The 12827-nt window shown below is 61.3% G+C and carries 10 protein-coding genes and 1 pseudogene; 6 read left to right on the top strand and 5 right to left on the bottom strand.

Annotation, left to right across the window (positions count from 1 at the left end):
• Window positions 1–193 precede the first annotated feature (193 nt).
• From ggt to C4J86_RS03555, 3 genes are all read left to right on the top strand, one after another.
• Window positions 194–2005, top strand: coding sequence for a gamma-glutamyltransferase (ggt, locus tag C4J86_RS03565; protein ID WP_372239253.1), 1812 nt, complete (start codon window positions 194–196; stop codon window positions 2003–2005).
• A gap of 141 nt (window positions 2006–2146) precedes the next feature.
• Window positions 2147–2956: an AraC family transcriptional regulator gene (locus C4J86_RS03560; protein WP_124365728.1), complete on the top strand. Its 810-nt coding sequence runs from the start codon at window positions 2147–2149 to the stop codon at window positions 2954–2956.
• A 447-nt stretch (window positions 2957–3403) separates the two neighbouring features.
• A complete protein-coding gene (locus C4J86_RS03555; RefSeq protein WP_124365727.1) occupies window positions 3404–3640 on the top strand; it encodes a hypothetical protein in 237 nt (78 codons plus the stop codon).
• 175 nt (window positions 3641–3815) lie between these two features.
• Here the strand turns inward: C4J86_RS03555 and C4J86_RS03550 are convergent, their stop codons facing one another.
• Both C4J86_RS03550 and C4J86_RS03545 read right to left on the bottom strand, forming a co-directional pair.
• Window positions 3816–5132 (bottom strand): PAS domain-containing methyl-accepting chemotaxis protein, encoded by a 1317-nt coding sequence (locus C4J86_RS03550; protein WP_124369492.1) that lies wholly within the window; start codon window positions 5130–5132, stop codon window positions 3816–3818.
• 147 nt (window positions 5133–5279) lie between these two features.
• Entirely contained in the window at window positions 5280–6569 is a 1290-nt protein-coding gene (locus C4J86_RS03545; protein ID WP_124369491.1) for an MFS transporter, read from the bottom strand.
• Between the two features lie 185 nt (window positions 6570–6754).
• Between C4J86_RS03545 and C4J86_RS03540 the strand changes: the two are divergent.
• Window positions 6755–8174: pseudogene (locus tag C4J86_RS03540) on the top strand (short-chain fatty acid transporter).
• A gap of 38 nt (window positions 8175–8212) precedes the next feature.
• Here C4J86_RS03540 and C4J86_RS03535 read toward each other — a convergent pair.
• Together C4J86_RS03535 and C4J86_RS03530 are read right to left on the bottom strand one after the other, a co-directional pair.
• On the bottom strand, window positions 8213–8554 hold the full coding sequence (locus C4J86_RS03535) for a DUF86 domain-containing protein (RefSeq protein ID WP_124369490.1): 342 nt from the start codon (window positions 8552–8554) through the stop codon (window positions 8213–8215).
• A complete protein-coding gene (locus C4J86_RS03530; RefSeq protein WP_124361163.1) occupies window positions 8551–8841 on the bottom strand; it encodes a nucleotidyltransferase family protein in 291 nt (96 codons plus the stop codon). Before C4J86_RS03530 ends, C4J86_RS03535 begins: the two co-directional genes overlap by 4 nt.
• A 155-nt stretch (window positions 8842–8996) precedes the next feature.
• Here C4J86_RS03530 and acpA point away from each other — a divergent pair, with 155 nt between their 5' ends.
• Both acpA and C4J86_RS03520 read left to right on the top strand, forming a co-directional pair.
• Entirely contained in the window at window positions 8997–10697 is a 1701-nt protein-coding gene (gene acpA, locus C4J86_RS03525; protein WP_124369489.1) for an acid phosphatase, read from the top strand.
• Between the two features lie 122 nt (window positions 10698–10819).
• Window positions 10820–11989 (top strand): hypothetical protein, encoded by a 1170-nt coding sequence (locus C4J86_RS03520; RefSeq protein WP_124369488.1) that lies wholly within the window; start codon window positions 10820–10822, stop codon window positions 11987–11989.
• 98 nt (window positions 11990–12087) lie between these two features.
• On the opposite strand, the gene can is transcribed toward C4J86_RS03520, so the two are convergent.
• Window positions 12088–12732, bottom strand: coding sequence for a carbonate dehydratase (gene can, locus C4J86_RS03515; RefSeq protein ID WP_124361159.1), 645 nt, complete (start codon window positions 12730–12732; stop codon window positions 12088–12090).
• Window positions 12733–12827 lie beyond the last annotated feature (95 nt).

The raw sequence follows: 12827 nt of genomic DNA, 5'->3' as shown, positions 1-12827 counted from the left end.
GGCTCCAGAAATAGCTTAATACCAGTAATGCTGTGAGCGTTTACGCGGCTTTGGTTCCAGCGTCGCGGAATAAAACCAGGCCTCGACGGGCTCAGCCAGAAAAAACAGCCCGCTCGCCCCTCCCCGTCTTTCGTGCGTTAAAGTCTGCCGACAGGAAGACCAGATCATTCTCAAGATGAACGGAGTTCAGCGCGTGCTTTTTATTTCCCGCCGTCAACTGGCAATAGTTGCCACCACCCTCGCCCTGGCCGGCTGCCACACCGCAATCAATGAACCACCGCCCGCCCCGGAGCTGGGTTCGGGCTATCGCACCGACCTCACCCCCCGCCATGCCGAACGTCATATGGCCGCCGCCGCCAACCCGCTGGCCGCCCAAGCCGGGCGCGAGATGTTGCGCCAGGGCGGCTCGGCAATCGATGCGGCGATCGCCATGCAAGCGGTGCTGACGCTGGTGGAACCGCAGTCCTCCGGCATCGGCGGAGGCGCCTTTATCATGCTGTGGGACGGCGTAAACGTGCACGCCTATGATGGCCGTGAAACCGCCCCGGCCGGGGCGACAGAACGGTTGTTCCTGAACGCCGACGGTACGCCGATGGCATTCACCGATGCGCAAATTGGCGGGCGCTCGGTGGGCACGCCAGGGGTATTGCGGGCACTGGAAATGGCGCACAAGCAGCACGGCCATCTGCAATGGGCCAAGCTGTTCGAACCGGCGATTCGTTTGTCCGAACAGGGTTTCGCGATTTCCCCGCGCTTGCACAGCTTGATCGCGGCCGACCGCTTTATCGCGCAATCGCCGGACATGGCCGCTTACTTTCTGAACGCCGATGGGTCGCCAAAAGCCACCGGCACGCTGTTGAAGAACCCGGCGCTGGCGAAGGTGTTCAAACGCATCGCCAAGGAAGGGCCGGATGCGCTGTATCACGGCTCGATTGCCGATGAGATCGCGCGCAAGGTGCAAGGCAATCGCAATGCTGGCAGCCTGACTCAGGCCGACCTTACGGGCTACGCCGCCAAAGAGCGCACACCGCTGTGTACCGACTACAAACACTGGAAGGTGTGTGGCATGCCGCCGCCATCGTCGGGTGGGATCGCCGTTGCGCAAATCCTCGGGACGTTGCAAGCGTTGGAGACCCGCGATCCACGCCTGGCCATCGCGCCGATGACGCCAATCCGGAGCACCTCGCCCGCCGGGCTTGAACCGACGCCCGAGGCCGTGCACCTGATCGCTGAAGCCGGGCGCCTGGCCTTCGCTGACCGTGCACTTTACGTGGCCGATGCGGACTTTACGCCGGTGCCGGTCGCAGGTCTCATCGCCCCTGATTACCTGGCCCAGCGCGCCGCACTGATCGGTGAACGCAGCATGGGCGTGGCCAAGCCAGGCCAACCGACGGGCATCCGGGTAGCCTACGCGCCAGACCGTTCGCCGCTGCGCATCTCCACCTCACAAGTGGTGGCCGTGGATGACCAGGGCGGCGCCGTTTCGATGACCACCACAGTGGAAGCAGCGTTCGGCTCCCACGTGATGGTGCAGGGCTTTTTGCTCAATAACCAGATGACCGACTTCTCGTTCATTGCCCAAGAAAACGGCCAGCCCGTCGCCAACCGCGTGCAGCCCGGCAAGCGTCCGCGTTCGGCCATGGCGCCGACGCTGGTGTTCGATCGTCAGAGCGGTGAATTGCTGGCCACGGTGGGTTCGCCGGGCGGCTCGCAGATCATCGAGTACGTGAGCAAATCACTGGTGGCCATGCTCGATTGGAAACTCGACCCGCAAGCTGCGATCAGCCTGCCCAATTTCGGTAGCCGCAACGGCGCCACCGAACTGGAAGCCGGGTTGTTCAGCCCGGGCGTGAAGCAGGCATTGAAGAGCAAGGGCCATGCGCTGAGCGAGATCGAGATGACCAGCGGCGTCCAGGCGATCGTTCGCACACGGGATGCTCAGGGCAAGGTGTCACTCAGCGGCGGTGCAGACCCACGGCGCGAAGGCGAAGCACTGGGCGATTGACCCGCCCTGTGTGGCGCGGCGAGTTGAAAGCAAGGCTTCCTGCCAAGGCTCGCCAGCCTCTGCACGATCGTACAAGACCTCGGCAGACAAGGCATACAGACTGGGTTAACGTGTTTCCACCTCCTTTTGTGACAAGTCACCATGGGCAACCCTACCCACACCCTCGACTGGCTGCACCGCGCCCCGCACGCCAGCGGCCTGGACCGTATCGAGGCGTACTTTGCCGGTTTTGCGTTCGACCCCCATCGCCACGACACCTACGCCATCGGCCGCACGTTGTTCGGCGTGCAGAGTTTTCATTATCGCGGCGGCATGACCCACAGCTTGCCCGGCACCACCATGGTCATTCACCCCGATGAAGTCCATGACGGCCGCGCTGGCAGCACGGAAGGCTTTAAATACCGGATGATTTATGTGCAGCCGGCGCTGATCCAGCAGATCCTCGGCGGTAAGCCGTTGCCCTTCATACCCGGCGGTGTGTCCACCGACCCTCGGCTGCATCGTGCCAGCGAAGTGTTGCTGCAAAGCCTGGATTGCCCGATCGACCCGATGCAGGAGCAGGACGCGATGTTCGACCTGGCCCAGGCGCTGAGCGAGGCGTGCGGCGCAATCGCCAACCGCAAATCCTTTGACTACATCGCCGCTGAGCGCGCCCGGGAATTTATCCACAGCGCCCTGGGCCGCAGCATCACCCTGGATGAAATGGCCGAGCATGCCGAGCGCGACCGCTGGGCATTGTCGCGGGATTTCCGCTTGCTGTTCGGCACCAGCCCCTACCGCTACCTGACCATGCGTCGCTTGGACCTGGTGCGCCAATTGTTGGCCCAGGGCCTGCCACTGGTGGATGCGGCAATGACCGCCGGCTTCACCGACCAAAGCCACATGACCCGGCAATTTCGCAGCGCCTACGGCATGCCGCCGTCGCGGTGGGTGAAGATGCTCGGGCGCTGATCCAAGACTTGGAATGCATTCAAATGTGGGAGGGGGCTTGCTCCCGATGGCGGTGGGTCAGTTTCGGATGCGTTACTGACACGGCCTCATCGGGAGCAAGCCCCCTCCCACATTTTGGATAAGGTGGCGTTGCTGGCATTTGGTCATGGTTTGTAAAGGGCCAGCAAGCCGTGTCCCTTTAAATTGCAGGACGTTTCCGAGACAATCCCCGCCGCCTTGTGCCTGTTGGAATCGATGGCTAGTCTTCGGTCCGTCACTGAGTTTCAGTGATCGGGTTTAGCAGCCTGAGTTCAATAGGCACACGTTCACACTGCATCATGGCGGCTGTGCGTGGGGCACCTTCGGGTGCGCTGGTTTCCTATTGACCGGTCTGCTAACCCGCGTACAGCTGCCACCCTACGTTTAGCAGCGTTGGTGGTCGCTCCCTTGTTCAATAGGAGCCACACCATGACTAAAGCACTTCCCGATCCACCCATGGATTGCCTCGTCGTCAATGAAGAGCTCAGCTTCGAAGACGCCCAACTTTATATTTCCCATCTGATCCATAGCGCATCGGCAACCGTATGGGACTGTTGCGACCATCTGCAACCCCACGACCGAGCCAAGATCCACGCCGTGTGGCATTTGCTGGAGATCGCCAAAACCGTTCTAAATCGCACCATCGACTGCATGCCGCGCACCTGAAAACACCACTAACCGAATGTGGGAGGGGGCTTGCTCCCGATGGCGGTGTATCAGCGACAGATAGGCTGGCTGACACGCTGCTATCGGGAGCAAGCCCCCTCCCACATTTGAGTGCTGTTGTATTCAAAACCGCGTACGGCGTTGACGCGGGCTTTGAGAGAGAAAACCTAATCAGTCAGTTCGTCAGTTGGTTGGCAAATTGCCCGACGGCGCTTACCACTTTTTGCGCGCCATCCTGAATCTCCACGATCACCGTGCCCGCTTCCGCCGCCAGCGCCAGGCCTTGCTCGGCTTGCTGGCGGCCGCCGACCATCAAGGCTACTGCGTCGCGGGCCATGTCCTGGTTCTGACGCACGACGCCGACTATTTCTTCGGTGGCTTTGCTGGTCCGAGAAGCCAATTGCCGCACCTCATCGGCCACCACCGCAAAGCCACGTCCCTGCTCACCGGCCCGCGCAGCTTCAATGGCCGCGTTGAGCGCCAGCAGGTTGGTCTGCTCGGCGATGCCGCTGATGGTCTTGACGATGCTGCCGATCACCTGGGACTGGGCGTTCAACGCCTCGATACCTTCGCCGGCCCGCTGCATATGCTCGGCCAGGTCACGCATTACCTCCACCGCCTGAGTCACCACGGTGGTGCCGCGCTGGGCGCTGTCATCGGTTTGCCGGGAGGTGCTGTAGGCAATGTTGGCAGCCTCGGCCACCGCAAGCTCGCGGTTGACCTGGTCGGTGATCACCGTGGCGAACTTGACCACTTTGTACAGCCGCTCATTGGCGTCAGCCACCGGGTTATAGGTGGCTTCCAACCACACCAGGCGGCCATGACTGTCCACGCGTTTGAAGCGCGCCGCGACGAACTCACCGGCGTTCAGGCGCTTCCAGAATTGTTGATACTCAGGGCTGTTGTATTCCTGTGGCTCACAGAACATACGGTGATGTTTACCCTGGATCTGCGCCAGGCTGTAACCCATGGCGTTGAGGAAGCGGTCGTTGGCGGTGAGCACCTGCCCGTCGAGGTCGAACTCGATCAATGCGGTGGAGCGCATCAGCGCGGTGATCAGGTTTTCATGTTCACGCGAACTCTCGATGGTGCGCGTGAGGTCGCTGGAATACATCGCAAAATGCAGAAGACGCCCGTCCGAACTGCGCACCGGCTGTAGGATCGAGCGTAGCCACGCCTCTTTGCCGCTACCGCGCATCAAGCGCACGGCTCCCGCGAAGTGTTCGCCACGCGCCAGCGCATGCTTGAAGCGCAACTGGAACTCGTTCTGGCGGATGTGGGCCGGCGTCAGGTCTTCAATCGGCCGCCCCACAATCTCGCCCAACGGGTAGGCCAGTTCCCGCAGGAAGTTGGCATTCGCCCACTCCACCCGCCCATCAGGACCGAGCGTCAGACACAGCATTTCGTTTTCCAGGCTCTCTTTGACCTGGAGCAAGCTCGACAATTCTTCGCGAAGAGCCGACAGCTCCTGCTTCAGGCGGGTATTGAACATGGGGCACCGATGGCAAGTGAGGTGGGTGTCTAACCTGCATCGGCGCAGCTGGCCTTTTCTGAAGAGGGCTTGCGGCATTGGCCGAACTATATTCCGCTCTCGATGATGGTCGGCACGTTGTTGCTCCGGCACTTTCTGACCAGAACCTCAGCCCGCCAAGGTGTGGCGCTTGCCGAACAGCATCACGCTCCCCACCCCCACCGCCCCCATCACCACGCAATAGCCCACGCAAATCCACGGACTAGTGGGCATCAACGCAATCAACATCAGCGGCGTAGTGCTCGCCCACAGCGCATAGGCGATGTTGTAGGTGAAGGAAATTCCCGATACGCGCACATGCGCTGGAAACAACCCGACCATCACCGACGGCACCGCGCCCACCACCCCGCAGCTCAAGCCGGCCACGGCATACGCCGCGCCCAGCCAGACGCCGCCGTTGATCAGGCTGGCGTACAGGATAAACACCCCCACCGGCAACAGCAGGCTGTAGACCAGCACCGCGCGCCAGGCGCCAATGCGGTCGACCAGCAGGCCAGCCAGCACGCAGCCGATGTTGAGGAACACAATCCCCAACGCGCTCAAGGCGAAGGTGTGGCTGGGGCTCATGCCGAAGGTTTTCTGCATCATGGTCGGGGTGATGACAACCAGGACCACCACCGCCGACGTGAGCACACAGGTGAGGATCATCGCCGGCAGCAACACGGCGCGGTGGTCGCGCAATACGGTGCGCAGCGGCAGTTCGGCAGCGGCCTGGCGGCGGGCCTGCATTTCGAGGAATACCGGGGTTTCGCTGAGCCAGCGGCGCAGCCATACGCCAATCACGCCGAATACGCCGCCGAGCAGGAAGGGCAAGCGCCAGGCGTAGTCGAGAATCTCGGCCGGGGTGAAGACCTGTGCAAGCAGCGTGGCGGTGAGTGCGCCGAGCAAGTAGCCGAACGTCAGGCCGGCTTGCAGAAAACCCAGGGCATAACCGCGATGGCTGCGCGGGGCGTGTTCAGCGACGAAGGTCCAGGCGCTGGGCACTTCCCCCCCCACCGCGGCGCCTTGTAATACACGCAGCGCCAGCAGGATCAGCGGTGCGAAATAGCCGATTTGCGCGTAGGTCGGCATGATGCCGATCAGCAGGCAGGGCAAAGCCATCATCAGGATGCTCAGGCTGAACACGCGCTTGCGTCCCAGGTGATCGGCAAAGTGCGCCATCAGGATGCCACCCAGCGGGCGCGCGAGGTAGCCGGTGACGAAGATGCCAAAGCTTTGCAACAGGCGTAGCCACTCGGGCATTTCCGGGGGGAAAAACAGTTGGCTGAGGGTCAGCGCAAAGAACACGAAGATAATGAAATCGTAGATTTCCAAGGCGCCACCGAGGGCGGCCAGGCCCAGGGTTTTGTAGTCGGAGCGGGAAAAACGCTGCGCCTGTGACGAAAAGGTGGCAGTCATGTACGGGCTCGGCAGACAAACAAAATGGCGTGCAGGTTATGAGTTGAACCGGATGATGGCAATCGCGACGGATATATTTGTTTTACTCATTGATCAATGAAGATAACTACATTCCCAAATCAATGACCTTGGAGGAACATGCCGAAAAACTGCCATCCCCATAATAAATACAAGAGGAAAGACTCGTGGCCGATGCTATCGAAGAAAGCCGCTATGCCCGATTTGCCTTGCGTTGCTCCAACTTCGCCGAGCGCTGGTTCCCCGACTCCTGGGTGTTCGCCGCCCTCGCCGTGATCATCGTTGCCGTGGCGACCCTGGGCATGGGCGCTGCGCCCAGCGAAGCCGCCAAAGCATTTGGCGACGGGTTCTGGAGCCTGATCCCGTTCACCATGCAGATGGCCTTTGTGGTGATTGGCGGTTATGTGGTCGCCAGTTCGCCGCCTGCGGTAAAGCTGATTGACCGCTTGGCGCGCATCCCGAAGAACGGCCGTTCGGCGGTGGCCTGGGTCGCGTTGATTTCCATGGTGGCCTCCTTGCTCAACTGGGGCCTGTCCCTGGTGTTCGGCGGTTTGCTGGTGCGTGCATTGGCCCGTCGCACGGATTTGCGCATGGACTACCGCGCCGCTGGCGCTGCGGCCTACCTGGGCCTGGGTGCCGTATGGGCGCTGGGGTTGTCGTCGTCGGCCGCGCAGTTGCAGGCCAACCCGGGAAGCTTGCCGCCGTCAATCCTGGCGATCACCGGGATGATCCCGTTTACCGAGACCATCTTCCTGTGGCAATCCGGCGTGCTGTTACTGGCGTTGATCATCGTGTCGCTGATCATCGCCTACGCCACCGCACCGGGCCCGAACAGTGCGCGGGATGCCAAGGCCTGTGGCGTCGACCCGGCATTCAACCTGCCCAAGCCGCAGGCGCCGACCCGACCCGGCGAATGGCTGGAGCACAGCCCGCTGCTGACTATTCTGCTGGCGCTGCTGGCGGCCGGTTGGTTGTTCCACGAGTTCTCGACCAAACCGGCGATCAGCGCCATCTCGGGGCTCAACACCTATAACTTCCTGTTCATCATGGTCGGCGCGCTGCTGCACTGGCGCCCGCGCAGCTTCCTCGATGCCGTGGCCCGCGCCGTGCCGACCACCACGGGCGTGCTGATCCAGTTCCCGCTGTACGGCTCGATCGCGGCGCTGATGACCGTGGTCAAAGGCGGCGACGGCCAGACCCTGGCGCACCATATCTCGCTGTTCTTCACCTCCATCGCATCCCACGACACCTACGCCCTGCTGATGGGCGTGTACTCGGCAGTGCTGGGCTTCTTCATCCCCTCCGGCGGCGGCAAGTGGATCATCGAAGCGCCTTACGTGATGCAAGTGGCCAATGACCTGCAGTATCACCTGGGCTGGGCGGTGCAGATCTACAACGCGGCCGAAGCGCTGCCGAACTTGATCAACCCGTTCTATATGCTGCCGTTGCTGGGCGTATTGGGTCTGAAGGCGCGGGACCTGATCGGGTTTTCGTTCGTGCAATTGCTGGTGCACACGCCGCTGGTGTTGTTCTTGCTGTGGGCGTTGTGGGACGACGCTGACGTATTTGCCGCCGGTGATGCCGTAGATAGCGGCAGACCGTACCTGCTAGTACAGTAGGTGCGGTCATTCAGTGGGGGGAAGGCGCTCCAGCAAATCGGGCAATGCGCTTTGTATCGTGTCCCAAACGACATCGAAGTTGATATCGAAGTAACCGTGAGCAATTCGATTGCGCATCGCGCGCATATTGCGCCAGGGAATGTATGAATGTTCTGTAGCGAAGTCGGGGTGCCGGTCCATGATTTTCGTCGACGCCTCACCAATGATGATCAGGCTCATGACCACTGCTTGTTGCGTTCGCCTGTCCTCCAAGAACTCTTCTTTGCTTAACCCCTCAACAAAGGTAATCGCGTCAGTGCAAGCTTGCTTGATGTGTTCCAGATAATCCCCAAGGCGATTTTCCGTCATACCGGACGAGCCTCAGCCAACACCTTCGCGCGAAACTTCAAAGGCAAATCACCGGGGGTCAGCAGATCCACATTGACGCCCAGCAAGCTTTCAAGCTCTACCTGCAACCCACCGAGATCAAAGAGCGTCGTTCCCGGCGGTGCGTCGACCAGCAGGTCCAGGTCACTGCCTTCGTGATCGGTCCCCAGTAATACAGACCCAAACACTCTCGGATTTGATATACGAAAACGTCCGACCACTTCTCTAACAGCGGCTCGTTGTAGATCAAGTGCAATTGAAGGTTTCACGGTTCACCTCGCGGCCTGCATCAAGAGGCCAGTCTAGCAGCGCTTATGCGGTGTAGGCACGGCCCACTCATCATAGGTCTGTCTTTGTTCCGTCACATTCCATTGCTACCGTCCTGCGAAACATCTTGCAACATCTCGCCAAGGACTCCCGCGCAATGAGTGACGAGCACGTAGACCGCCCTTCCACGGATTCGCCAGGCCAACCGCCGGTTGACACCAGTCGTCGGCGCTTCCTGGGGGGCGCGGCGGTACTGGGGGTGGGCGCGACCTTGAGTGCGTGCGGTAATACCGGCGAAGCACCGGGAAAACCGATGCCGCGCCCACTCACCTCGCAGGAGCTGGATAAAGCCTTGCGCGACAATGTGAAAACCGTCGTGGTGATTTACGCCGAGAACCGCAGCTTCAACAATCTGTTTGCAGACTTCCCCGGGCTGGAGAAACCTCTCTCGGCGCTTTCGGTGGCTGACGTTCAACAACGCGACCGCGATGGCAGCGTATTGACCACCCTTCCCCCGACCTGGGGCGGCGTGTTGCAGGTGGGCCCGCAAAGCGTGGATGGTGTGACCTACCCGAGCGCCGTGCAATTCCAGGAAAACCTGCCCAACGCCCCGTTCGCCCTCAAGGGCCCGGATGCGCAGGACTTGCCGCTGAGCCTGGTGACCCGTGACTTGTGGCATGTGTTCTACCAGAACCAGATGCAGATCAACGGCGGCAAGAATGACGGTTTCGTTGCCTGGGGCGATTCCGGCGGCCTGGTGATGGGCCATTACGCCCAGAGCCGCTATTCCCTGCGCCTGTGGGACGTAGCCAAGGAGTTTGTGCTGTGCGATAACTTTTTCCAGGGTGCGTTTGGTGGCTCGTTCCTCAACCATCAGTACCTGATCAGCGCCACGGCACCGATCTATCCGAATGCCGCGCAATCGGTGGCCAAGGCGCAGATCGCCACGCTGCAAAGCGATGACCCCGCCGACACGCGCCTCAAGCCCCTGGACACCTCGCCGGCCAGCGCCATGACCGGCCCGCCGCAGTTCGGCCCCAGCGCCTTGACGCCGGACGGTTACGCCGTCAATACGCTGGCTCCGCCCTACTGGCCGACCTGGATCCGCGACCCGCAGAACCCGGACTACGCCAAACCGGACCTGCCCAATGTGCTGGTACCGCAAACCCATGAACACATTGGCGACAAGCTCTCGAAAAAGAACATCGACTGGGCCTGGTACGCCGGCGCCTGGCAAGCCACCCTGGAGCAATTCAAGGACTCGGGCGGTATTCCCAAGATTCCGAACTTCCAGTACCACCATCAGCCGTTCAATTACTTCAAGCAGCAGGGCCCCGAGAACCGTGCCGAGCGCGACAAACGCCTGCGCGACGGCGGGTTGGGCGATGAGTCGAGCACCAACAGGTTCTTCGCCGACGCCCAAGCCGGCAAGCTGCCCGCCGTGACCTTCTACAAGCCCCAGGGCAACCTGAACATGCACGCTGGCTATGCCGATGTGGCCTCGGGCGACCGCCATATCGTCCGCGCCTTGAAGCTGCTGCAGGAAAGCCCGCAGTGGAACAACATGGTGGTGGTGGTGACCGTCGATGAGAACGGCGGCTGGTGGGACCACGTGGCACCGCCCAAGGGCGATCGCTGGGGCCCGGGCACACGGGTTCCGGCCCTGGTGGTGTCGCCGTTCGCACGCAAAGGCACGGTTGACCACACGCTCTACGACACCGCGTCGATCCTGCGCTTGATCACCCGCGTGTTTCAGCTGGAGACCCTGGACGGCCTCAAGCAAAGGGATGCCGCGATGATCGCGCGCGGCCAGAAACCCATGGGGGATTTGAGCAATACCTTGCAGTTCAGCGTGTAGGTTCACTTATCCAATCGCGACACATGTGGCGATTTAGCACGCGGTTTTCCCGGTCAGCCGCTACTGTGTGAGGGTGGGCTTTCATCCCGCGCAGACGGGCTTTCGCTGACAAGGAACCAATTATGTTCAAACCGACCAGGCTGTGCTTGACCCTGGCCGCACTGCTGGCCAGTGCGGTCGTACAGGCCGACATCGAAGTGCCGTTGGGCAGTACACAGCGTGTCACCCAGTTGTTCGCGTTTCCCAACAACTGCAACGTGATCTGTTTTCGGCCCTGGACGCTGGAGCAGACCGCCGAGCATTATTTGAACCAGAGCCTGCAACGTGACGGCTACAGCCGCGCCAAGGTCAGCGTCAAGGTGCATGACGGCCAGGTTGCGGCAACCTTCAGCGGCGTGCCGGACGGTTACGGCCAGCCCCTGACCACACTGCTCGATACCGCAGACCTGGCTTACCGAGGTGCCAGCCAGCTCAACAGCGACGGCAAGTGGGCCTATAACTGGTACTTGTTCCTGCCGCTGGGCATGGCCCTGGAAAACCGCAAAAGCATCGAGCTGCTGCATTTTCCGCCGGATTATTCGCTGACCCAGGCCCAGGACTACCTGGAATCGGCTACCACCGACCGCTGGGCGACCCTGCTCACCAGCAATGGCATTCCTGCCAGCGAAACCCCGGCCTACCAGACCATCATCGATATCGCCCCCATCGCCGCGCCGTCCAATGCGGGTAAAGACCTGGAAGCCGTCTACGGCTACTTCACCGACTACCAGACCCGCATGGTCAAGGAACTGAGCCTGCGCCCCAGCGATTCGCTGCCGATGGTGGCCTTCGGCGCGCCGGTGCGCAGCTGGATCAAGCAACAATACGGGCAAACGGTGGCGGTGCTGGGCCTGGCGCAGATCAACCCGGAGCCGGGCAAGCCGGTCTCGGTGCTCGGCGCCAACCATCCGAGTTATATCTGGTATGCCGCCAGCCCGGACACGTACGACGGCAATGAGCAGAAGGCCGATGAGGCCGGCTTGAAAGTGATGGGCCAGGACCTGAGCGCAGCCTGCTGGCAAGCCGGCATGGGCCAAAAACCCGCCAGCGACGCGAATGTATTGCTCAAGGCATGCATGAACACCTGGCAGGTCACGCGCAAGGAGCAGACCTGTGAACTGTTTTACACCTCGGTGCGCAACCTGAGCCCGGAGCAGGCCAACGCCAAATGCGCCACGCCCGCCATCAAAGACCAGCTGAAGCAGCTGCGCAGTGCAGCCCCTGCCCCCACCCTCGCACCGCCCGCGCTATGAGGAGCACCCAGGATTTCTACTGTCAGATTTGACAGTAGAAATCGGCTCTGACTTCGGTGAGTCTTGCGCGGCGCCCATTTGCGCGAGCGTAAACGGACTTAGACTTCGCCCAACGGCCGCAGGCGGTACTGCGGCGGCAGTTGCTCGAAGCCACTGATGGTGGTGTTCAAGCTCTTCCAGCGGCCGTCCTTGATGCCATAGATGCAGCCATGGATCGACAGGCTCTGCCCGCGGTGCCAGGCGTTTTGCACTATGCTGGTATGGCCGACGTTGGCCACCTGCTGAATCACGTTCAACTCGCACATGCGGTCGACGCGCTCTTCTTCGGTGGGCAACTGGGCCAACACGTCGCGGTTTTCGTAGTAGAGATCACGAATGGTGCGCAGCCAGCCGTCGATCAAGCCGAACTGACGGTCCTGCATCGCGGCGCGCACGCCGCCGCAGCCATAGTGGCCGGTGACGAGGATATGTTTGACCTTGAGCACATCGACTGCGTACTGGATCACCGACAGGCAATTGAGGTCGGTGTGCAGCACCACGTTGGCCACGTTGCGGTGCACGAACAGATCACCGGGCAACATGCCGACGATCTCGTTGGCCGGTACACGCGCATCGGAGCAGCCGATCCACAGGTATTCCGGGGTTTGCTGGCGGGCGAGCTTGGCGAAGAATTCGGGATCTTCCTGTTTGATCGCATCCGCCCAGCGTTCGTTGTTGTCTAGCAGGTCTTGTAGTTCGTTCATCAGGGAAAGCCTCAGGAATGATGCGCAGTTTTGTGACTGACAAGCCTTCGTCCAGGTCACGCCTTGCGCAAATTAGCTTGAATCTTTGCGGCGCA

The sequence above is a fragment of the Pseudomonas sp. R2-7-07 genome (assembly GCF_003852355.1).
Classification (GTDB): Bacteria; Pseudomonadota; Gammaproteobacteria; order Pseudomonadales; family Pseudomonadaceae; genus Aquipseudomonas.
Note: the sequence above shows the minus strand (reverse complement) of the source record. Positions and strands in the feature narration are given on the sequence as shown.

Coding starts and splice junctions, on each gene's coding strand:
- C4J86_RS03560 (WP_124365728.1), top strand. CDS start 2,147: ATGGGCAACCCTACCCACACCCTCGACTGGCTGCACCGCGCCCCGCAC.
- C4J86_RS03555 (WP_124365727.1), top strand. CDS start 3,404: ATGACTAAAGCACTTCCCGATCCACCCATGGATTGCCTCGTCGTCAAT.
- C4J86_RS03550 (WP_124369492.1), bottom strand. CDS start 5,132: ATGTTCAATACCCGCCTGAAGCAGGAGCTGTCGGCTCTTCGCGAAGAA.
- C4J86_RS03545 (WP_124369491.1), bottom strand. CDS start 6,569: ATGACTGCCACCTTTTCGTCACAGGCGCAGCGTTTTTCCCGCTCCGAC.
- C4J86_RS03535 (WP_124369490.1), bottom strand. CDS start 8,554: ATGACGGAAAATCGCCTTGGGGATTATCTGGAACACATCAAGCAAGCT.
- acpA (WP_124369489.1), top strand. CDS start 8,997: ATGAGTGACGAGCACGTAGACCGCCCTTCCACGGATTCGCCAGGCCAA.
- C4J86_RS03520 (WP_124369488.1), top strand. CDS start 10,820: ATGTTCAAACCGACCAGGCTGTGCTTGACCCTGGCCGCACTGCTGGCC.
- can (WP_124361159.1), bottom strand. CDS start 12,732: ATGAACGAACTACAAGACCTGCTAGACAACAACGAACGCTGGGCGGAT.